Raw genomic sequence first — 22427 nt, forward strand, 5'->3', positions numbered from 1 at the left:
CCAAGAATGAAAGGTCCACCTTTCCGCCCTGTACTCAACCAAGTAAACTTGGCACCTGTTTCGTCAACGGAGTTGCCATTTATGCGTCTTTACCAGGGCATTCGCAGCCTGATCCTGACCCTTTTCCGCAAGATACTGTTTATCTGGGTCCGGACTGATGTCAGCGGCAACAGCGTTGAAGCCCTCGCCCTGGATCCCGATAAACCGGTTTGCTACGTGCTGCAATACAGCTCGCTGTCGAGCCGCCTGGTTCTGGAGCAGGAAGTTATCCGTGCAGGACTTCCTGGCGCCACCGAAGCCCTTCCGGTGAAGAACGGCCCGTCCCACTCCTTCTTTTTCCTCTATCGCCGGATCGGTGGCTTTTTCAGGGGGCGTCAGGCGCCAGCACCCACGAACGAGTTTCAGGCCCTGGTTCGCTACGGGCTCGAACATCCGGACCAGGACGTACAGATTGTTCCAGTGTCCCTGTTCTGGGGCCGCTCCCCGGACAAGGAAAAGTCCCTGGTAAAACTTTTGCTGTCCGACACCTGGTCCATCGCCGGCCGGCTTCAGAAGTTACTGATCATCATGGTTCATGGTCGCAACACCTACGTTCAGTTTAACCAGCCGCTCTCACTGAAACAGGTGATCGACGAATACCGGCACAGCGAGGAGCGGGCCAACCGCAAGCTGGCCCGGATCCTGAGAACCCACTTCCGCCGGGTTCGCCAGGCGGTACTGGGGCCAGACTTGTCCCATCGCCGCACCCTGGTGGCAGGCCTGGTGCGCACCCAGGCGGTCAAGGAAGCCATCCGGGAGACCGCTGCCAGAGACGACATACCACCAGAGAAAGTCCGCGCCAAGGCCTACAAATATGCGGATGAGATTGCGGCGAGCATGTCCGTTGTCACGATTCGATTCATGGAGGTGCTGTTGTCATGGCTCTGGAACCGGATCTACAACGGCATTGCCATCAACAATATCCGGGTGGTGAAGGAAGTGGCGCAAGACAATGCCGTGGTTTACGTGCCCTGCCATCGTTCACACATCGACTACCTGCTGCTGTCCTACGTGCTTTACAAGAATGGCCTGATGCCTCCGCACATCGCCGCAGGGATCAATCTCAACATGCCCATTGTCGGCCCGATCCTGCGCCGTGGCGGGGCGTTCTTTATGCGCCGCAGTTTCAAGGACAACCCGCTGTACGCCACCGTGTTCAATGAATACATGCACGTGATGTTCTCCCGGGGCTATTCCGTCGAGTATTTCATCGAAGGCGGCCGAAGCCGCACAGGCCGCATGCTGCAACCCCGCCCCGGCATGCTGGCAATGACCGTACGCAGTTTCCTTCGGGACCATCGCAAACCCATCGTGTTCGTGCCCGTGTACATCGGCTATGAAAAGGTGATGGAAGGCCGTTCCTATCTGGGTGAACTTCGTGGCAAGAAAAAGGAAAAAGAAAGCGTATTCGGTCTTGCCAAGACCGTTCGCAAACTCAGTAACTCCTTTGGTCGGGTTTCAGTCAACTTTGGCGAAGCCATTCATTTGTCTGAGGTTCTGGACGATGTTCACGGTAGTTGGCGCGACGAGGCCTACGACGCCGAGTATCGTCCGAAGTGGCTTAACAGCGCGGTTTCAGAGCTGTCCTTCCGGGTAGCGTCGAACATCAACGCGTCGGTTGCGGTAAACCCGATCGGCATGGCCGCCACGGTTCTTCTTGGCACCGAGCGACTGGCCATGGACGAGGGACAGTTGATCCGCTTGATGGATCAATACGCCGCCCTGCTAAAGGCTTTCCCGTATGCGGAAACGGTAACCCTGCCCGAGGGGTCCGGCAAGGACTGGATCGCCTACTGTGAAGGCATGGGCCTGGTGACGCGCCAGCCGCAGAAGCTGGGCGACATTATTGCCCTCGAAGGCAGCAACGCAATCCTGATGACCTATTACCGGAACAACATCCAGCACCTGTTTGCGCTACCCTCACTGATCGCCAGCCTTTTCGAGAACAAGGATTCGCTGGGCCGGGACAAGATTGTGTTCCTCGCCAGCGTAGCCTACCCCTACCTGCAATCGGAACTGTTCCTGAAATACCAGCCCGATGAAGCCAGGAAGGTCATCAATCAGTGGATTGACGTTCTCATCGAACATGACTTGCTGAAGCCCCTGGACGATGACCGGATCGGTCGACCCGAGGAAGGCACCGAAGCCATGCTGAGGCTCAGGGTTCTGTCCCGCTTCATCATCCAGACGGTAGAGCGCTACCACATCGCTCTGGGCATTCTCCGCAAATACGGCTCGGGCAAGATCAGCGCCGCCGAACTGGAAGAACAGAGCGCGCTGCTGGCCGAGCGGATGTCGATCCTGTTCGGCCTGAATGCGCCGGAGTTTTTCGACAAGAGCCTGTTCCGCAACTTCATTGCCAATATGCAGAACAATGGCGTTATCACTACCGATGACAATGGCCTGCTCTGCTATGGGGAGGGGCTGGATGAGGTGGCGGACGATGCCCGCCTGGTGCTGAGTGTCGAGAAGCGACAGGCAATCCAGCAGGTCACCATGCTGGGTGCCTGATGGCGTTTACTGCGGTGGCAGCGCCCGGATGGCGTACACATCGTAGCGGCTGCTCTTGCCCTCAATGCGGGTGGTTGGCTCTGCTCCCTCAATGGCCGATGCCTTACGGGGCCGCTTGACTACCACCCGGTAACGGGCGCGCTCCAGAGCGGCCGCGAGCAATTGTGCGGAATCCTCGTCGTCTCCTACGATAGTGCGGAAAACCTGCATTTCCTTTTTTACCAGGGCCGACTTGTCCCGATGCGGAAACATCGGATCCAGGTAGACAACATCCGCCGCCTCGGTGCCTGGTCGGGCAAGCCATTCAATACTGCTGCCCTCCAGCAGTCGCATGCGCTCGACAATGGCCGCACAATCCACATTCAGGGCTGCGCGCGCAAGACCATCGGCCAAGAGAGCGTGAATGACCGGGTTACGCTCGAACAGGGTAACCGTGCAGCCAAGGCTGGCAAGCACAAAGGCATCCTGGCCAAGCCCTGCCGTCGCATCAACGATATGCAATGCGGCCCGTGTTTTCTGCAAGCCGACCGCCTTGGCCACCAACTGGCCCGCGCCACCGCCGTGCTCCCGCCGATACCCCATCTTGCCGGTCACGAATTCTGCACGCACCGGTCCCGGCGCACCTTTGCCAGTCATCTGCAGGCCAAGGCCCTGCTCATCCAGGAACAGTAAAACCGGGAAGTCGCGGATGTCTCTGGGGCGGACGACACCAAGATTCGGGACCCCGAGCGAATCGGCAAGAGCATCGGCCTGCAATCGGTCACCCAATGCACTGCGGGCAACAGCGACGATGTTCTGGAAACGTTCAGAGAGGGCGTACGGAGCGGACGGGGACGAGTCAGGCATCAGACCAGAATATCAATTCCGGCCAGGCTACCATTGCCGCCAGTTTCCTGACCGGCTGCGGCAACAGAGGCAAAGGTCGACAGCGCCCTGGCGGCTGGCAGGGACACTTCGTCTGCGCGGAACCGCTCCAGACGGGCGTCTTCAGCGGCACGACGGGCTTCTACACGCCGCTCGAGGCTTTCGGTCGCATTGCGGTCGCTGACAACACCCTGATTGCCATCGGCAAGGTCACGGCGGGCCGCGTCAGGGGTTTTTTCGGGCGTTGATGCCGGCGCACGGGCCGCATCGCTGCGCTCCCTGACCAGACTGTTGTTGCCGGTCTGGAAATTGAAATTGTTACCCGGGTTAATTCCGCCAATCATGTTCAGATACCGCTGGCCGGATGACAGGAAAACGTGAAATGGAAGTATGGAAGATTATCGCACGGAAGAAAAGACAGCTGGTCAGTTTTTACCCAAAGCGGTTTGCCCGGATCAGACCGGGCGGCCGGGGTCACTATCGACCAGGCAGTTTTTTCCAGGCCACTTCATCCCTGATGTAGACAGGTTGAGCCTGCTCCGCCGGCACCGCCTTGCCCTGCCCGAATGCGATCACCGCCAGGCGCGCAACCCAGGCTGCTCGCAGCACCAGGGTTTCATCGACGGGATCAACGCGCCCTGACACCTCCGCTGGCATGGCGGAGCGGTATTGCCAGCCCGGCCCTGCTCCGCACCAGCGCTCGGGGCCCGCTGGCAGTGTGACTGCCTCGGGTGGACAGACCTGTTCCGAAGCCAACGCCTCAGGCAGTCCTGCCCGGGCAGCGAAGCAGCCCCAATACACCTCGCCCATGCGGGCATCAAAGGCTACCGCAATACCGGTTTCCTCGTGAGGATCCAGAGCATCCATGGCACCCAGCGCCACGGCCTGCAGCGAAGACACCGGCACCACCGGAATGTCCAGCCCCCAGGCAAGACCCTGCACAACACCGGTCGCGATCCTGACACCGGTAAAAGAGCCCGGCCCGCAGGCAAAGGCCAGGGCATCAAGCTCTGCCGGAGCAAGATTCTTCTCCGCCAGAAGCTCCCGCACCATCGGCATCAATAGCCGGGTATGGCCTCTGGGGGCAAGCTCAAAGCGTTCGGAGATTTCGCCATCAACAAGAAGGGCTGCCGAGCAGCCCTCCGATGACGTATCCAGTGCCAACAGTTTCACCGGTGTGAAAACCTCAGGTCAGGATGCCAATTTATTTGAGTTCAGACAGGATCTGGTCGCGAATGCTGTCCAGACTGCCAACGCCCTCGACACGGACGTATTTCGGTGCCGCGGCCGGCTCTTTCGACGCCCAGTCCTGGTAGTAGCCAACCAGCGGTGCAGTCTGGTCGTGGTAGATTTTCAGACGCTTGCGAACCGTCTCTTCCTTGTCGTCCTCACGTTGAACCAGCGGTTCTCCGGTCTGGTCATCCTTACCCTCGACCTTGGGCGGATCGTATTTCACGTGGTAGATACGACCGCTTCCCTCGTGCACCCGGCGACCGGACAGACGGCTGACAATTTCTTCGTCATCCACGGCAATTTCGACCACATAGTCGATGGCAATTCCCTGGTCTTTCAGAGCTTCAGCCTGGGGGATGGTCCGCGGGAAACCGTCGAGCAGGAAACCGTTCTTGCAATCAGGCTGTTGAATACGCTCTTCGATCAGCGCAATGATGATGTCGTCAGACACCAGGCCGCCCGTTGCCATGACTTCCTTTACCTGCTTGCCCAGCTCGGACTCGGCTTTCACCGCCGCACGCAGCATGTCACCGGTGGAGATCTGGGGAATATCAAACCGTTCAGTAATGAACTGGGCCTGAGTTCCCTTGCCTGCGCCCGGCGCGCCTAACATGATGATTCGCATAACGCTGTGCTCCCGTTTTAGTCATTATCATTTGAAAAGCTGTGGCAAAAACCCGTGCCTTTGCGACAGCCTCTCCTGCACGGAACAGGTGTCAGCCGAAATCGGCGAAGGCGCATTATACGAAGTCAGCCACGTCAGAGAAAGTCGACCTCCGTATCATGCACCGGAAGTCCGTATTTCCCAGCGAATAACGACAGGGTGTCAGGATGACAGGGAGCTGGCCAGTGCGTCCAGATCCGGAGCCACACGATCCAGTTCAGCATTCAGTTCTTCCACAACATTGGGCGCCAGTCCCAGGCCTTCCAGCAAAGCGGGCACGTCGTCGGGATTGAATTCATCGCCAATACCGCGGTCCTTCAACAGGGCGTTGGCCAGCTGTACCATCAAGACATAGTTCTCGTGCTCGCCATGGTAACCCGATTGTTGATGCACGCCGGCCGCCTTGACCACAGGATCAGGCAGTTGCCATAAACGGTGGAGGATACCGCCGATAGCGCCATGGCCCACCGACAGGATTTCCTGGCCATTGCCCTGCCCGAACACCTGCTGCTCAAGCGAGTGCATGCTGGCTTCAGGATTCGCTTCGCGAAGCTCATTGAGCTCATCAAATTCGGCCGGGAACAGATGCCCGACCAGCAACAGGCCGAAGTTGTGCAACAGGCCGCAGAGATAGCCCAGCCCCTTTTCGGCGCCACATCGCGGCGCAATGATCTGGCAAAGGAACGCGCAGTACAGGGAGTGGCGCCAGAAATTGTCCATACCGAGAATGCCGTGACGGGGTACTTCAAAGGCACGAACGGAGGCGATGCCCAGGGCGATGTGGGCCACACGATCGAAGCCCAGCACACGGGTGACCGCCTCCTGCACCGAATTGACCTGGCCGGGATAATTGAACAGTGCAGAACGGGCGTAACGCATGATCTGGGCCGTGAGACTGGGATCAAACTCGATCAGCTCTGCCAGCTCACGAGCCGTCGCATCGGTGTTGGCAGTCAGCCGCAAAATACGCAGCGCCAGGGCCGGCATGGGGGGCAGACGGTAAAGTTTCTGTAGCTTGTCGGCCACTTCCTCGAGCGTCAGCGCCTCGCGGTTGCCGTTACCCGGCCCCCGGATAACCAGGTGGCCCGCCCTGGCACCGGCCAGGGCCAGACGGAAGGATCGGCCATCCATCTCTAGCAGGGAATGATCAGTGCCACTGGAAAACACGACCTGATCCGCCAGCATCACATCCTCGTCCACGATAACGGGCAGCTCGTAAGCCTGTCCGATGGGCGGGGTGAAGCCGGGATCGCAGTCACTGAACAGGCGCATGGTCTGCCGTGCGGTCAGCGGCTGAAGACGGCGACCGGTCAACTGGTGAACGGCATCCGGGTCCAGGGAACTGTCGAACTTGTGCACGGCCATCACGACACCGGTAATGTCGATCAGCAGAGTGGCCTGTACAAAGCTGTCCTGAGACATCCCCGAGGCAATCACTGCCGCATCCAGGCTGGTGACCTGATCTATCGGCAACTCCCGATAAGTGATGCCCTTGCGGGCGAGAAAACGTTCCAATCGTGCAGCCAGAGCCACAGCTTACTCCCTTTGTTCTTGGTCGGTGGCCAGACTACCCGGCCTTGTCCCGGCACTTTTTTCTATTCTGCTGCAAGGTCAGCCAGTATTCCGCATGCCCGCAGCGATACCTGCCATGGTGACTTTCAGTGCTCTTTCCACCAGTTCCGGCACCTCGCCCTTGCCTTCACTTTCCCGGTCCCGCCGTAGCAATTCGGCCTGAAGGTAGTGCAGCGGATCCGTGTATGGGTTACGCACCCTCATCGAATGCGCAAAGACGGGCTCTCCCTCCAGCAGATCCGTTTGCTCCTTGAGTTCCAGAAGTCGCTCGATACAACCCTGGAGGCGCACGCGAAGACTCTCCCCAAGGGCTTTCAACCGATCATCGTCCAGCAGCGTCTGCTCATAATAGCTGGCGATGCGCAGGTCTGCCTTGGCCAGCACCATTTCCAGCATATCCACATAGGTGCGGAAGAACGGCCAGCCCTGCATCATCTCACGCAATACTGGGAGCCGGTGGTCCCGGGCCGCCTCTTCAAGCGCCACGTCACTGCCCAGCCAACTGGGCAGCATCAGCCGCATCTGGGTCCAGGCAAATATCCACGGTATGGCCCGAAGGCTTTCCACGCCGCCGGTGGCCTTCCTCCGGGCCGGGCGACTTCCGAGTGCCAGTTTCCCCAGGGCCTGTTCCGGCGTGACCTGGCGGAAATAGGGCACGAAGTCGGGATTTTCCCGGACCACATCGCGGTAGGCTTTCAAGGACCGCTCGGTAAGCCAGTCCATGGTTTCACGCCAGCTGTCTTCGGGCTGTGGTGGCGGGGCCAGGGTAGCTTCGATAACCGCCGTGGTGTAGAGCGTCAGGCTCTGAACCGCCAGCCTCGGCAAACCGAACTTGAAGCGGATCATTTCGCCCTGCTCGGTAATCCGGAAACTGCCGTTTACCGAGCCCGGCGGCTGGGACAGTATCGCCCGGTTGGCAGGTCCGCCGCCACGGCCAACGGTACCGCCACGGCCGTGGAACAGGGTCAGATGCACGCCATACTGGCGGGCAACGTGGGTAAGTTTCTCCTGGGCCTGGTACTGGGCCCAGGCCGCCATCAGCTGGCCGGCATCCTTGGAGGAATCCGAATAGCCGATCATCACTTCCTGCCTGCCCTGGCAATACTCCCGATACCACTCAACCTCGTACAGCGCAGACATGCTGTCTGGAGCACCACGCAGGTCATCCAGGGTCTCAAACAGGGGCACGACCCGCATCGGAAACTTCATTCCGGATTCCCTGAGCAGCAAAATCACGCTCAATACATCAGAGGGCTTGCTGGCCATGGAGATAACATAGGACCCGAGGGCTTCCGGCGTTTGCTGCGCCACCACTTCACAGGTTGCCAGCACCTCGCCGACCGATTCGGAGGGCTCCCAAGTTTGGGGGACCAGTGGGCGCCGGCCCTGAAGTTCCTTCACCAGGAATGCCTGGCGCTCCTGTTCTGACCAGGACAGATAATCCCCCAGGCCAAGATAATCGACCATTTCGGCAACCGCCTCCGCGTGGCGGCTGGCCTCCTGGCGGATGTCCAGACGAATCAAAGGCAGGCCAAAAGTATGCGCCCGGCGGATGGTATCCAGCAGCGGACCATTGGCGATGTCCTCGAGTCCGCACTCAACCAGGGATCGGTAACAGAGCTCCAGGGGACCGGTGAAATCCTCGTTCTCAAAGAGAATACCGTTGGCATCCGCGGTCTCGCCGTTGACGCTCGCCTCTGCCCAGTCCCGGGTTCTGATCAGCCGCTCACGGAGTTCGGCGAGCACATGGCGGTAGGGTTCCCGGGAATCACCAACAACGGCCTTGAGCTCGTCGCTGGCCTGCCACATGGACAGTTCGGCCCGCAGCGCCTGAATATCACGAAGATAGAGATCCGCTGCCATCCAGCGGCCAAGCAGGAAGACCCGGCGGGTCACCTTGTGGGTGACATTCGGATTGCCATCACGATCACCGCCCATCCAGGATGCAATGCGGATGGGGGATGCCTGCAGGGGAAGGCCCTTTCCGGTCGCGTCTTCCAGCGACGTATCCAGGCTCCTCAGAAACTGTGGCAGGGCCTGCCACAGACTGTTTTCAATAACCGCAAAGCCCCATTTGGCCTCATCCACTGCGGTTGGTCGCTCCTGACGAATCTCGTCGGTGTGCCAGGCTTCGGTAACCAGTTGAGACAGGCGATTGACGATTTCCTCCCGTTCAGCAGGCATGAGGTCGTCATGGTCCAGACGCGCCAGGCAGTCCGACATCTCGTCGTATTTCATAATAAGGGTGCGACGCGCCACCTCGGTGGGGTGGGCCGTCAGCACAAACTCGATTCGTAGATCCGCCACCCTCTGATGCAGTTCCTCCGGCGTGACATCACCTTGCTTGAGCCGCTCAAACACCTCCCCGAGCGATTCGACCATCAGATCAGACTGGTGCCCGCGTTTCCGACGAATACCATGGTACTGCTCGGCAAGGTTGGCCAGGTTCAGGAACTGGTTGAAGGCACGGGTCACCGGAAGCAGCTCATCATCGCTCAACTTGCGCAGCAGATTGACAAGTCGCTGGCCGGACCCGCTTTCCTGGCGACGGTCGGACTTGGCAGCCGCCCGGATTTCCTCAATCAGCTCGTAGCATTCCTGTCCGGGATATCGCCGTATGCTCTGGCCCAGAAGTTCACCCAGCATTCGTACGTTTTCTCGGAGTTCGGGATGTAGCTCAGTCACATTGACGTCCTTTTGAATTGACGGAGGCGAAGTAAACTTACGATACTAAGGAACAGTCGAGAAAGTCTATTGGCGATTCAAGCCTGTAGCTGCAAGGAGTTATCATGAAGGTCACTGATTTGCCCAAACACTGGGAACAGCAAAAAGAGCCCGTGGAGCGCACCCACGATTATAACCTGCGCCTGCCGCTGGAAGATGCCGCACGCGTGGCCGCACTGGCGGAACTTTACCCGGACCGCAGTGAAAGCGATATTCTGAACGACATGATTGGTGCAGCTCTGGACGATCTGGTACGCCAGAGCCCACTGAAGGACAAGCTGGAAGGGAAAGACAAGTAAATAGCGGCGGGCAGCTTTCGCTGCCCGTGTCGTCAGGCGACTGATTCCAGTTGACGGGCCTTGAGGCGCTGGATGTGCTTCTGGCTCAGGCTGACAAACTTGGGAGTCAGGCCCTGATCTTCGTAGATCTCGAAGCCATCCTCGTCGTACGCCACCACTTTGGTGCCCTGAACATACGGAAAGCTGGTCTCCATTTCGTCCAGTGCTGCAGAAATCAGATCCCGCATCAGATCCTGAGGTGACTTCATCGGATAGAGCGCTGCGAGTTTCTCGAGACGCTTGTGATGCTGGTCAGACAACGCCATGAAGTAGGCGTCTCGGGTAAGCCGACCACGTGCATGCTTGTCCCAGTAGTTGACCAGATCTTTGATTTTCATGGTGCCTTCACTCCTGCATCTTATTGATGGCGCACGGCGCACGAAAACTGTGCATCCGTTTCCGGAAGTGTAGACGAAGCCGTCGGTCCGGGGGCGAGAAAATTGGTAACGGATTGTACTTACCGATCCGCCATTTTCAGTGCTCGTTCTCTCCCCGCTCCACGCCTTTCACCGCCTGCCACACGGCATCCAGCGCCTCCAGAGATTCTTCGTCCATATCGCGGCCCTCCCGTTCCAGCACACGTTCAATCGCCCGGAACCGGGCGTCGAATTTATGGTTGGTTCGATTGAGTGCCTGCTCAGGGTTAACCTTCATGAACCGTGCCAGGTTCACACAGACGAACAGGAGATCGCCGAGCTCATCTTCAACGGCATCGGGATCACCGGCGCCCGTCTGTGCGGCTTCCCACGCCTCCTTGAGCTCGTCGATTTCCTCGTGAAGTTTGTCGAAAACCGGGCCAACATTTGGCCAGTCGAAACCGTGCCTGGCTGCCCGTTTCTGGAGCTTCTCGGCCCGAGCCATTGCAGGCAGGGTCCGGGCAATGCCGTCAAGCCGACTTACTGGGGCGCTGGCTTCCGGTGCCGGCTTCATTGCCCGCTCCTCGGCCTTGATGCGCTCCCAGCTTTCCTTGATCCAGGCCTCATCCGGCCGATTATCCGGATCAATGCTGCTTTCCAGGGTCCCTTCCGGAAAAACGTGTGGATGCCGCCTTACCAGTTTGCGCACCAGATGATCGACCACACCGTCAAAATCGAAATGGCCATCTTCCCGACCAAGCTGGGTGTAGAAAATGACCTGGAACAGCAGGTCCCCCAGCTCGTCTTTCAGATGCGGGTAATCCTCTCGCTCAATGGCATCGGCGACTTCGTAGGCCTCCTCCAGCGTGTGCGGCACGATGGTCCTGTAGGATTGCCTGGTATCCCATGGACAGCCCGTCTCCGGATCCCGAAGCCTGGCCATCAGGGTTTTCAGATCCTCGATGGTATAGCTCATCCGCGTTTACGCCTTACATCAATGATATTGGGCAGGTTGCGAATCTGCGCCAGCAACCGCGCCAACTGCTCCAGACTGGAAATTTCCACCGTCACGGTCATGGTAGCCGTGTTCTCGTCCTTGTTGCTCAGGGTATTCAGTGACAGCACATCACTCTTGGAGGCCGACAACACCTGGGTAATATCTCTCAGCAGCCCGGATCGGTCATAGGCTTCAATTTCAATGTCGACAGGATAAACAGCAGCCTGCCGGCCACCCCAGCTGACCTCAATAATCCGGTTGGGCTCGAACTCACGCAGATTCAGGAACGTCAGGCAGTCCTGGCGATGGACCGTAACCCCACGGCCAACCGTGATGTAGCCACCGATCGCGTCTCCGGGCAGCGGCTTGCAACATTTCGCCACCTGGGTCTTGAGCTTGCCGACGCCCAGGATCTGGATGTCTGATTCCGTATCGTAGGGCTTGCGGCGCTGGGCGCTGAGTTTCAGATCCAGTTGTTCGGACTTGGGCTCCAGCATCTGCTGGGCCACATTGGCGACATGCGTGGGGCGAAGGTCACCGGCTCCGGTGGCTGCAAACATGTCCTCCGCACTTTGGTAATTAACCTTCCTGGCAAGCTCACCAAGATCTACATCGTACAGGGACAGACGCCTGAACTCGTCCTCGAGAATGGCACGACCGTCAACGATATTGCGACCACGATCCTGCTGTTTGAACCAGTGGGTTACCTTGGCGCGTGCCCTGGAAGTCTGAATGTAACCAAGGCTCGGGTTCAGCCAGTCGCGGCTTGGGGCCGGGTTGTTGGAGGTCAGGATAAACACCTGATCGCCGGTTTTCAGTGGATAGGTCAGCGGAACGATTCGGCTGTTCACCCGCGCACCGCGGCAGGCGTGACCGATCTCCGTGTGAACCCGGTAGGCGAAATCCACCGGCGTTGCCCCCTGGGGCAGATCCACCACGTGGCCCTCGGGTGTGAATACATACACCCGATCCGATGCGACATCGGATTTGAGGTGGTCGGCCAGCCCGGACAGGTCGCCCAGCTCCTCCTGCCACTCCAGAACCTGGCGCAGCCAGTTGATCTTGGCATCGTAGCCGGTCGACTTGTTGCCTTTGTCCATGCCCTTGTACAACCAGTGGGCACAAACGCCCAGTTCCGCCTCCTCATGCATCGTGTGGGTTCGGATCTGCACTTCCATGACCTTGCCCTCGGGCCCGATCACGGCGGTATGCAGGGACTGGTAACCGTTTTCCTTCGGGTTGGCAATGTAATCGTCGAACTCGTTGGGGATGTGGCGCCACAGCGTGTGGACAATACCCAGTGCGGCGTAACAGTCGCGAACCTCCGGAACCAGGATACGCACGGCGCGAACATCGTAAACCTGGGAAAAGTCGATGCCCTTGCGGCGCATTTTTCGCCAGATGCTGTAGATGTGCTTGGCACGTCCGGACAGCTCGCCCTCAATGCCATAGGCTTTCAGTTCGGTCTGCAGGGTTTCAATCACCCGCTTGATGTAACCGTCGCGATCCAGGCGCTTTTCGTCCAGCAGTTTGGCGATCTTTTTGTAGGCGGAACCATGCAGGTACCGGAAAGAAAGATCTTCCAGCTCCCACTTGATGTGACCAATGCCAAGCCGGTGTGCCAGGGGTGCGTAGATATCAAACACTTCCCGGGCGACGCGCATTCGCTTTTCTTCTGGAGCATCCTTTACCGCCCGAATGGCGCAGGTACGCTCCGCCAGCTTGATCAGGGCAACCCGGACATCGTCAATCATGGTGACGAGCATCTTGCGGACGTTGTCCAGTTGGCCTTCGCTCTGGCCCAGAACGTTACCCTTCAGCGGGTGGTGGATGGACGAAATGGCCGCCATCTGCTGCACGCCGTTGATCAGGCCCGCCACCTCATCGCCAAATTCCTTGCGGATTGTCTCCAGGGGAACGCGCTCTTCACGCACGGCGCGATAAAGGATCGCCGCCACCAGGCTGGCCTGATCCAGGTGCAGCTCCGCCAGAACCTGGGCCATCTCAATGCCAATCCGGAAGCTGCTGGAACCAGGTGCCCACTGGCGATCCTGCCGGAAAGCCTGAAGATCGATTTCCGCTGCCTTTTCGCAGGCCAACCGGAACTGGTCAGCGTCGTCCAGGTGCGTTTGCGAGGCTATCTGGTTTACCCAGCCCTCGATATCCACCTGGCCGTCGCCGGTCATTGCGTAATCTTCGCGAACTTTTACCATATCAGTCTTGTTATTCCTGATGGTTGCCGCAGCCATCCCTGACTGCCCACCGCATCTTCAGTCGGAATCCCGTTCGAACAACGCGATGGATTCCACGTGAGTGGTGTGGGGAAACATGTCCATCACACCTGCGCGCACCAGTCGATAGCCGTTGCGCGCCATTACGCCTGCGTCGCGCGCCAGGGTGGCCGGGTTGCAGGAGACATAGACTATCTTTTGTGCCCCGAAGGCCGTGAGGTACTTGCAGATCTCCTCGGCACCGGAACGGGGCGGATCAATCAGAATCTTGTCGAACCCTTCTTTGGCCCAGCTCTGGCCCGTGAAGTCACCGTGCAAGTCGGCACCGTGAAAAGCGACATTGTCGAGACCGTTTAGTTCCGCGTTTTCCCGGCCCCGTACGACCATGGTCTCGTCGCCTTCCACGCCAACAACCTGCCCGCCTCGCGTGGCCAGCGGCAGAGTGAAATTCCCCAGACCGCAGAACAGATCCAGGACTCGCTCGCCAGGCTGGACATCCAGCCATTCCACGGCCCTGTGTACCATTGCGCGATTAATGCCTGCATTGACCTGGGTAAAGTCCATGGGATGAAATTTCATGGTCAGGTCGAATTCTTCCAGCCTGTAGCTCAGTCGCTCATCATCCCGGCCAGAGGACTCGGGCCAGATCCGATGAACGGTATCGGGCCCTTTTGGCTGCAGGTAGATATGCAAATCGTGAGCCTGGCCGAAGGCAATGAGCTTCTCCCGGTCACCAGTGGACAGGTCATCCATATTGCGGAACACCATTACCGCCACATCATCGCCACAGGCAACTTCCACCTGGGCGATTCGGCTGTAGGCGTCCAGATCGTGCAGCATATTTCGAAGGGGCAGTATGCGGTCGCCAATGCGGGGATCCAGCACCACGCATCGATCAATGTCGGTCAGGAAACTGTTGCGTTTCTCCCGAAACCCCACCAGGACAGACTCCCGGGCCTTGACGTAACGAACCCCGAGGCGCGCCTTGCGGCGATAGCCGAGGCTCTCTTCCGAGCGCAGTGGCTCAATCCACTCCTCGGGTTCGATGCCCCCGAAATGGGCAAAATGCTCCCGCAGGGTATTCTCCTTGAACGCGATCTGCGCATCGCCACTCATATGCTGCAGGCTACAGCCGCCACACAGGTCGGCAAACTCGCAGGGTGGCGTCTGACGATCCGGCGCGGCTTCCAGAACCTCTTCGGTGCGCAGTTCGTCGAACTTGCTTCGACTGGACACCACTTTCGCCATCACGGTTTCGCCCGGAAGGGCGCCATCGACAAACTGGGTCTTGCCATCCTGACGGGCGATACCCCGGCCGTCATGGCTCAGGGTCTCAATCTCACAGCGCACGGGCTCTTTTGGAAGAACCTTCCTGCGTCGTCTGCTCATACTCGGGTCTCTTGGTGGAATCGTGTTCAGGCGCCGGGAAATACACCGGTGGATAGATAGCGGTCGCCGCGGTCACAGATAATGGCCACGATGATGGCGTTTTCAACCTGCTGCGAGAGCTTGAGCGCGGCCGCGATCGAACCGCCGGAGGAGACGCCACAGAAAATGCCTTCCTCGGAAGCCAGGGCCCGCATGGTGTTTTCGGCCTCTTCCTGGCCAACATCCAACACCTCGTCCACCCGTGCGGCATCGTAGATTTTCGGCAGGTAGGCTTCGGGCCATCGACGTATCCCGGGTATGGACGCACCTTCTTTGGGCTGAAGCCCGATAATGCGAATATCCGGGTTGCGCTCCTTGAGGTAACGGGACACGCCCATGATGGTGCCAGTAGTGCCCATGGAGCTGACAAAATGGGTGACACGCCCCCCGGTCTGCTCCCAGATCTCGGGACCGGTCGTGCGGTAGTGCGCCAGAGGGTTGTCCTGGTTGCTGAACTGATCCAGCACCCTGCCCTTGCCCTCCGCCTGCATCTTGAGGGCCAGGTCACGGGCAGTTTCCATCCCCTCTTCCCTGGTGACCGTGACAATCTCCGCACCATAGGCGCGCATGGATGCCCGACGCTCCTCACTCATGTTCGCGGGCATGATCAGCACCATCCGGTACCCCTTGATGGCAGCCGCCATGGCCAGGGCAATGCCGGTGTTGCCACTGGTCGCCTCGATCAGGGTATCGCCCGGCTTGATGTCGCCCCGACGCTCCGCCTCCTGGATCATGCTGATAGCCGGGCGGTCCTTCACCGAGCCGGCGGGGTTATTCCCTTCCAGCTTGGCCAGAATCACGTTACTCGTCTCACCGGGGAGACGCTGCAGGCGAACCAGAGGGGTGTGCCCGACATAATCTTCAATGGTGGGAAAATGCATATGATAACCCTGTGGTACACTTTTGGCTTCGCATGATACGCGTTATCGCCCCGGTCTCCCAATACAGCTTCTCGCTATATCCATGACCGGCGGCTATATCCGACACGGGATTTTCCGGTACCGTCGGGACTGATACCACAGTTATCCCGTTCCGGATCAGCTATTCTTAACACGGACGTTTTCCGCTCTGCGGCGCGGACAAAAGCAATAATTCAGGAACACGGTATGCGACGTTGGGGCATTCGCAAGAAAGTTTTAGTGGTGACGCTGGTTCCCACCCTGCTGACCACCCTGATGCTGGGGCTGTTCTTCACCTACAGCTGGGTCAACAATATCGAAAGTCTGCTGAAGGACCGGGGCGAGTCACTCTCCCGTCAGCTCGCGGCCGGTTCCGAGTACGGCCTTTTCACTGCCAACCGAAGTCTCCTCAGCAGCCTCTCCAATGCCCTCCTGGAAGAGCAGGACGTGCGTTCCATCACCCTCTTTGGCAGTGACGGCTCCCGCCTGCTCCACACCGGGCCCGGAAGCTCGGAGACCGTGCAGTCCGACGAACTCACCGCCGAGCACGCCACCCGGATATCCCGAAAAAACAGCACCCGGTTTATCACCCCCGTGTTTCTGCAGGATCTGATGATCGAGAGCATGCTCGACCCGGATGCCCGCCAGTCCATGTCGAATCTGCGGGAGCCTCTGGGCTGGGTGGTTGTGGAAATGTCCCATATCCGCACCGAAAAAGAGACGTACAAGGCCCTGCTTATTTCCCTGCTGCTCATTCTCGGGGGCGTCATTCTCAGCATGGCCATTGCCCTGCGACTGAGCCGTGCGTTCACCAACCCGGTATTCGAACTGAACGAGGCCGTTGCCAAACTCAAGGAAGGCAAGCTGGATACCCGGGTCTACACCGGCGCCGGGCCGGAGTTCGAACAGCTGGAATCCGGCCTCAATGCCATGGCCGAAGAGCTGAGCAAGGCCCAGGCGGAAATGCAGCAGAACATCGACCAGGCCACCGAAGATCTGCGGGAAACCCTGGAAACCATCGAAATCCAGAACATCGAGCTGGATTTCGCCCGGAAGGAAGCGCTGGAAGCGAGCCGGATAAAGTCAGAGTTCCTGGCCAACATGTCACACGAGATCCGCACCCCGCTGAACGGCATCATCGGCTTCACCGAGCTGCTCCTGAAGAGCCCCCTGCCACGGCAGCAGCGGGACCATCTGAGCACCATCAGGAAATCCTCGGAGATCCTGCTTACCATCATCAACGACATCCTGGACTTCTCCAAGATTGAGGCCGGCAAGCTGATCCTGGACCGGGTGCCCTTCCAGTTGCGGGATATTGTTGAGGAAGTCATGGTCATGCTGGCGCCGGCCGCCCATGCCAAGAACCTGGATCTGGTGCCACTGGTCTACAACGATGTGCCGGACAACATCATGGGTGACCCCTTGCGGGTCAAACAGGTGATCACCAACCTGGTCAACAACGCCATCAAGTTTACCCAGACCGGCGAGGTAGTCCTGCGGGCGAGCCTGGAAGAGGAAGAGACCGATTCCAACCGGGTTACCCTGCGCCTGAGCATCACGGATTCCGGCGTGGGTCTCTCCCGGGCCCAACAGCAATCCCTGTTCAACGCCTTCAGCCAGGCCGATGCCTCCACCGCCCGTCAATACGGTGGCACCGGCCTCGGGCTGGCCATCTCGAAGCGTCTGGTTGAGGAGATGGGGGGCAAGATCGGGCTTGAGAGCGAACTTGGCAAGGGCTCGACCTTCTGGTTCACCCTCACCTCGGAGCTTGCCACCAGCGGTGAGGCCATTGCCCCCCGGGATGCCCTGCGTGGTGAACGGGTCATCTATCTGGAACAACAGAAAACCACCGGCCTGGCCGTGGAACACCTGTTGCGGGACTGGGGCATGGTGGTCGACCGGGTGGCCTCCCCCGGTGCACTGCAGGAACACATTGAGGAAGCCCAGAAAAGCCAGGCCGGTTACGCCGTGGCCATTGTCGGCATTACCCGGCACCTGCTCAATTCCAGCCAGTACTGCAGCCTTGTCCGTACCCTTGAGATCGAACGGGATTGCCGGACACTGTTGCTGACCCCCACCCTGGAAACTCACGACACGCCACTATCGGGGCTTGCCAGCGGCCACCTCACCAAACCGGTGTGCCGCGATTCCCTCTACGACGAGCTTCTGCTGCTGGTGCACGGCATCAATTCCAGCGGGCGGGTGCCCGAATACGAGATTTCCGCCAACCGAGTGACCACCGCCAATGTTCCCCGGGTACTGGCAGTGGATGACAACGACGCCAACCTGAAGCTGGTAATGACCCTGCTGGAAGACTGCCAACTGGACGCCGAGGGCGCTTCCAGCGGATTTGAAGCCCTGAGCAAGGCCAGACAGAAACCCTTCGACCTGGTCTTCATGGATCTGCAGATGCCCGGCATGGACGGTGTGGAAACCACGGCCAGGCTGAGGGAGATGGATACCGGCAATCACCGGACCCCGATCATTGCCCTGACCGCCCATGCCCTGTCGGACGAGCAGGAACGGCTGACCAAGCAGGGTTTCGATGGCTACATGCCCAAACCCATCAGCAGTGGCCAGCTCAACGACATCATTCATGAGCACACCGGCTACGTGTGCCCGAAGAGCGGCAGCGACGGTCGGCTTCCCGTGCCGGAAGTTCGCGACACCCGTCGGGCCCTGCGGCCATCAACGCGCAAAATGCAGCAGGACTGCGTCAGCGTCGAGGAAAGCATTCAGCTGGCCGCCGGCAAAGCTGACCTGGCGGAAGAACTGTTCAGCATGCTGCTGGAACAGGTCCACGTGGATCGGGAGCGGATCCCGGAACTCTGGACCAACGACAATATGGAAGAGCTGCTGGAGTGCGTTCACAAACTCCATGGCGCCACCCGCTACTGCGGCGTACCGGAACTGAGGGCCGCAGCTAACCATCTGGAAACGGCGATCAAATGCTCTGCCCCGGATCTGGAGCACCAGAAAGACCAGCTGCTCTCGGCCATGGAGCGCCTGCAGATCTGGAGCGACCAGACCGACTGGCAACAGCTGTTCCGCGAACGCCACGAGGCCGCCGAAACGACCTGACGCTACCTCGAATCAGGCCCGGCTGCGGGCCTGATCAATAATGGCCTTCATATCCCGGACCGCTTCTTTCAGACCGGTGAAAACCGCACGGGCGATAATGGCATGGCCAATATTCAGTTCGTTGATGCCATGGATCGCCGCTACCCGCTCGGTGTTGTGATAATGCAGGCCGTGGCCGGCATTGACGATAAGCCCTTTCTTGCGGGCATAGGCCACCGCATCGGCAATGGTTTTGAAGGCGGCGTTCTCGGCGTCAGGTGTGTCGGCCTCGGCATACTCTCCGGTGTGCAGCTCCACTACCGGCGCGCCGCAGCGGACCGCGGCATCAATCTGGACCGGATCCGGATCAATAAACAGTGACACCTCGGCTCCAATCCGGGCCAGGCGCTCACAGGCCTTGGCCACCCGGGATTCCTGACCTTCCACATCCAGACCGCCCTCGGTGGTCAATTCCTCACGCTTCTCCGGCACCAGGCAGACACATTCCGGCCGAACCTGCTCGGCAAACGCCAGCATGGCATCGGTAACCGCCATCTCCAGGTTCATCTTGGTCTGAAGCACTTCCTTGAGTAACAGCACGTCCCGATCCTGGATATGACGACGGTCTTCCCGCGGATGGATCGTGATGCCGTCTGCCCCGGCTTCCTCGGCCATCAGTGCTGCCTGAACCGGATCCGGATACCGGGTCCCCCTCACCTGACGGAGGGTGGCAACGTGATCAATATTGACGCCAAGCAGTACTCTAGGATTCATGGGATTCTCCCCGAAGGTGAGTGAAAAGGCTGCGACTGTTAAGGGGGCGCCCCTGCAGAAGATAATCGATCAGCACCCGCGTGACCCGCTTCGCCAGCCGCCGACAGCGGTCCGATTGCAGATCATCCCGGGCCAGATCCAGTAATACTTCCCCGGGCAGATGCCGCAGCCGCACACCGGCCGACAGCCCGGAAACAATGCCCTGCTCCGGATCATAACAATACTCCCGGTCAGGCTCGACGGATTGCCCTGTATCGGTGGCAAGATCCCAGGCAAAGTCGTAACCCAGGGCGGCAGCAAAAGCGAGTTCGAACCGCCGCAGCACCGGCTCCACGTCTGTGGTGTCGGACAGCTGCCCGATGGCATCTATGTAGGCTGCAAAGAGGGTCGGATGGGGATCGGCGGCGGGCAGAACCCGCTGCAACAGTTCATTCAGGTAGAGGCCACTATAGAGCGACACTGTCCGGGTGATTGTCGGGCCGGTTCGCACATCGACCTGGGTCAGGGTTTTCAGGTCGCCCCGACCGGCCCAGTCCACCACAAGCGGCTGGAAGGGCTGTAGCTGGGCTTTCAGAGGACTTTTGGCACTGTTGGCGCCCCGGGCAATGACGGTCATCCGGCCATGGTTCAGGGCAAAGAGATCCACCATCAGGCTGGTTTCCCGCCAGGGCCGGCGGTGAAGGACATAAGCGGGCTCCTGCAGCTCAGGCCCCTTCATAGCTGCCTCAGAGGTCGTTCATGCCCAGGCTTTTCAGGGCCCGGTCGCTGTCTGCCCAGCCACGCTTCACCTTTACCCAGAGCCTCAGCATGATCTTGCTGTCGAACATACGCTCCATATCCGTACGAGCTTCCTGACCAATGCGGCGCATCCGCTCGCCCTTCTCGCCGATGATGATCTTCTTCTGACCTTCGCGCTCGACCAGGATCAGGGCGGATATGTGCAGGGTCTTGCCCTCGCGCTTGAACTCCTCGATCTCCACCGCCACCGAATATGGCAGCTCTGCTCCAAGCTGTCGGGTGATCTTTTCTCGGACAATCTCGGAGGCCAGGAATCGCTCACTGCGATCGGTGATCTGGTCGTCCGGATAGAAATGAATACTCTCCGGCAGGAAACGCCCCACGGCCTCTTCCAGAGGTTCCAGATTGGTCTCTTTCAGGGCCGAAAGCGGAATGATCTCGGCAAACTCGCGCTTTTTCGAGAGCATATCCAGATGCGGCAGCAGGCTTTCCCGTTTTTCGATCTTGTCGACCTTGTTCACCGCCAGGATCACAGGGCATTTCAGGCGACTGAGTTTCTCCAGCACCATCTCATCCGCGGTCGTCCAGGCCAGCTGATCCACCACAAACACCACCACATCGACATCAATGAGCGCCGACGTGGCCGCCTTGTTCATGTAGCGGTTAATGGCACGGGGCTCCTCCTCGTGCATGCCAGGTGTGTCCACATAGATCGCTTGCACCGGCCCTACGGTCTTGATACCCAGCACCTGATGACGGGTGGTCTGCGGCTTGCGGGAAGTGATGCTCAGCTTCTGCCCGAGGATATGGTTCAGCAACGTGGACTTGCCCACGTTCGGACGGCCAACGATGGCCACAAAACCGCAGCGACTGTCCGGGTTTTCCGGACGGGTGATATCGTTCATTACTGGTTCTCCACGCCCAACTCTTTCAGGGCGTTACGGGCTGCCTGCTGCTCGGCCACCCGGCGGCTACTGCCAGTCCCGGTGGTCTTTCGGTCCAGCGACGGCAGCGCACAGGATACATGGAATGTCTGGTTGTGGGCCTCGCCGTCCACGGAAATGACGTCATAGCGTGGCAGCGGAAACTGACGCGACTGGAGATATTCCTGCAAACGGGTCTTGGGGTCTTTCTGGGTGTCCTGCAGGTCGAGCTTTTCCAGACGGTGCTCGAACCAGCGCAATACCTGTTCCCGGCAGGTATGGAAATCACTGTCGAGGTAGATGGCGCCGATGATGGACTCCACGGCGTCGGCCAGGATGGATTCCCGGCGGAAGCCTCCGCTTTTAAGCTCTCCCGAGCCCAATCGAAGGTATGTGCCGAGCTGGAACTCCCGACCAATTTCGGCGAGTGTAACGCCTTTTACCATCCGGGCCCGCAGACGACTCAACTGGCCTTCCCGGGCTTTTTCGAAGTGCAGAAACAGATACTCGGCAATCACCATATTCACAATGGAATCGCCGAGGAATTCGAGGCGCTCGTTATTCTGATTTCCATAACTCCGGTGGGTGAGTGCCAGCAGAAGCCGCTCTGGCGATTTGAACTGATAGCCGATGCGCCGCTGTAACTGATCCAGATCCGGTTGTGAACTCACTTGCCCTTCATCTCATATTTGTGCTTGAAGTGAACCACCGTATCCACATTGCTGAACAGGTTGTTGCGCACTTCGTAATCAACATTGATAACGACCAGATCGCCGTCTTTATCGACCGAAATATTCTTGGCGTCGAATCCCCGGACATTGTTCACGCTGAGCCGTTTGTTGATCAACGTACGGACCTGGGCAGGCCCCATCTGGGAGAGACCTTCGGTGCCATCAAGGCTTTCCAGCGCTTCCTGAATGGTTATGTCATCCAGATAGGCGGGACCAAGCTTGATCACCAGCGTCAGCAGGCCACCAAAAAACAGCACCATCACCATCATGGTCAATGCCGAGGCACCGCGCTGACGGCCCATGCCGGAAAGATTATTTTTCTTCATTACGACTGCGCTCCAGATA

General features: G+C 59.1%; 19 protein-coding genes. 3 read left to right on the forward strand and 16 right to left on the reverse strand.

What is annotated here, in order from left to right; all coding sequences use genetic code 11:
* The first annotated feature begins 81 nt into the window (after positions 1-81).
* Positions 82-2550 (forward strand): glycerol-3-phosphate 1-O-acyltransferase PlsB, encoded by a 2469-nt coding sequence (plsB, locus tag BM035_RS02875; protein ID WP_008176145.1) that lies wholly within the window; start codon positions 82-84, stop codon positions 2548-2550.
* Positions 2551-2556: 6 nt separating this feature from the next.
* On the opposite strand, the gene BM035_RS02880 is transcribed toward plsB, so the two are convergent.
* The 6 genes from BM035_RS02880 to ppc form a co-directional block, all read right to left on the reverse strand.
* A complete protein-coding gene (locus BM035_RS02880; protein WP_008176148.1) occupies positions 2557-3396 on the reverse strand; it encodes a class I SAM-dependent methyltransferase in 840 nt (279 codons plus the stop codon).
* On the reverse strand, positions 3396-3758 hold the full coding sequence (locus tag BM035_RS02885; protein ID WP_008176150.1) for a hypothetical protein: 363 nt from the start codon (positions 3756-3758) through the stop codon (positions 3396-3398). The genes BM035_RS02880 and BM035_RS02885 overlap by 1 nt, the downstream gene beginning before the upstream one ends.
* 133 nt (positions 3759-3891) lie before the next feature.
* On the reverse strand, positions 3892-4587 hold the full coding sequence (gene tsaB / locus BM035_RS02890) for a tRNA (adenosine(37)-N6)-threonylcarbamoyltransferase complex dimerization subunit type 1 TsaB (RefSeq protein WP_008176152.1): 696 nt from the start codon (positions 4585-4587) through the stop codon (positions 3892-3894).
* A gap of 31 nt (positions 4588-4618) precedes the next feature.
* Positions 4619-5272, reverse strand: a complete 654-nt coding sequence (adk, locus tag BM035_RS02895) for an adenylate kinase (RefSeq protein ID WP_008176153.1) — start codon at positions 5270-5272, stop codon at positions 4619-4621.
* 201 nt (positions 5273-5473) lie between these two features.
* Positions 5474-6844, reverse strand: coding sequence for an HDOD domain-containing protein (locus BM035_RS02900; protein ID WP_092030270.1), 1371 nt, complete (start codon positions 6842-6844; stop codon positions 5474-5476).
* A 78-nt stretch (positions 6845-6922) separates the two neighbouring features.
* Entirely contained in the window at positions 6923-9568 is a 2646-nt protein-coding gene (gene ppc / locus BM035_RS02905) for a phosphoenolpyruvate carboxylase (RefSeq protein ID WP_092030272.1), read from the reverse strand.
* A gap of 104 nt (positions 9569-9672) precedes the next feature.
* Between ppc and BM035_RS02910 the strand changes: the two genes are divergently transcribed.
* Positions 9673-9906: a hypothetical protein gene (locus BM035_RS02910; protein ID WP_008176161.1), complete on the forward strand. Its 234-nt coding sequence runs from the start codon at positions 9673-9675 to the stop codon at positions 9904-9906.
* A gap of 32 nt (positions 9907-9938) precedes the next feature.
* Here the strand turns inward: BM035_RS02910 and BM035_RS02915 are convergent, their stop codons facing one another.
* From BM035_RS02915 to cysM, 5 genes are all read right to left on the reverse strand, one after another.
* The gene (locus tag BM035_RS02915; RefSeq protein WP_008176163.1) at positions 9939-10283 is read right to left on the reverse strand and encodes a hypothetical protein; all 345 of its coding nucleotides are present in this window, start codon (positions 10281-10283) and stop codon (positions 9939-9941) included.
* Positions 10284-10419: 136 nt separating this feature from the next.
* The gene (gene mazG / locus BM035_RS02920) at positions 10420-11277 is read right to left on the reverse strand and encodes a nucleoside triphosphate pyrophosphohydrolase (RefSeq protein WP_008176166.1); all 858 of its coding nucleotides are present in this window, start codon (positions 11275-11277) and stop codon (positions 10420-10422) included.
* On the reverse strand, positions 11274-13511 hold the full coding sequence (gene relA, locus BM035_RS02925; protein WP_008176168.1) for a GTP diphosphokinase: 2238 nt from the start codon (positions 13509-13511) through the stop codon (positions 11274-11276). The genes mazG and relA overlap by 4 nt, the downstream gene beginning before the upstream one ends.
* Before the next feature lie 57 nt (positions 13512-13568).
* Positions 13569-14918 (reverse strand): 23S rRNA (uracil(1939)-C(5))-methyltransferase RlmD, encoded by a 1350-nt coding sequence (rlmD, locus tag BM035_RS02930; RefSeq protein ID WP_008176170.1) that lies wholly within the window; start codon positions 14916-14918, stop codon positions 13569-13571.
* A 26-nt stretch (positions 14919-14944) separates the two neighbouring features.
* The gene (gene cysM / locus BM035_RS02935; protein WP_008176171.1) at positions 14945-15838 is read right to left on the reverse strand and encodes a cysteine synthase CysM; all 894 of its coding nucleotides are present in this window, start codon (positions 15836-15838) and stop codon (positions 14945-14947) included.
* A 225-nt stretch (positions 15839-16063) separates the two neighbouring features.
* Here cysM and BM035_RS02940 point away from each other — a divergent pair, with 225 nt between their 5' ends.
* Positions 16064-18937, forward strand: coding sequence for an ATP-binding protein (locus BM035_RS02940; RefSeq protein WP_092030274.1), 2874 nt, complete (start codon positions 16064-16066; stop codon positions 18935-18937).
* Positions 18938-18949: 12 nt separating this feature from the next.
* Here the strand turns inward: BM035_RS02940 and pdxJ are convergent, their stop codons facing one another.
* Genes pdxJ through BM035_RS02965 form a run of 5 tightly spaced genes read right to left on the reverse strand, consistent with a single transcriptional unit; the run spans position 18950 to position 22408 of the window.
* Entirely contained in the window at positions 18950-19690 is a 741-nt protein-coding gene (gene pdxJ, locus BM035_RS02945) for a pyridoxine 5'-phosphate synthase (protein WP_092030275.1), read from the reverse strand.
* Positions 19680-20408, reverse strand: a complete 729-nt coding sequence (gene recO, locus BM035_RS02950; RefSeq protein ID WP_092030277.1) for a DNA repair protein RecO — start codon at positions 20406-20408, stop codon at positions 19680-19682. Before recO ends, pdxJ begins: the two co-directional genes overlap by 11 nt.
* A 7-nt stretch (positions 20409-20415) precedes the next feature.
* Positions 20416-21333 carry a GTPase Era gene (era, locus tag BM035_RS02955; RefSeq protein ID WP_008176182.1) on the reverse strand — a complete coding sequence of 306 codons (918 nt, stop codon included), beginning with the start codon at positions 21331-21333 and terminating at the stop codon, positions 20416-20418.
* Positions 21333-22022, reverse strand: a complete 690-nt coding sequence (rnc, locus tag BM035_RS02960) for a ribonuclease III (RefSeq protein ID WP_008176185.1) — start codon at positions 22020-22022, stop codon at positions 21333-21335. Before rnc ends, era begins: the two co-directional genes overlap by 1 nt.
* Complete coding sequence (locus BM035_RS02965; RefSeq protein ID WP_008176189.1) at positions 22019-22408, reverse strand: DUF4845 domain-containing protein; 390 nt, start codon at positions 22406-22408, stop codon at positions 22019-22021. The genes rnc and BM035_RS02965 overlap by 4 nt, the downstream gene beginning before the upstream one ends.
* Positions 22409-22427 lie beyond the last annotated feature (19 nt).

Source organism: Marinobacter sp. DSM 26671 (assembly GCF_900112835.1).
GTDB lineage: Bacteria > Pseudomonadota > Gammaproteobacteria > Pseudomonadales > Oleiphilaceae > Marinobacter > Marinobacter flavimaris.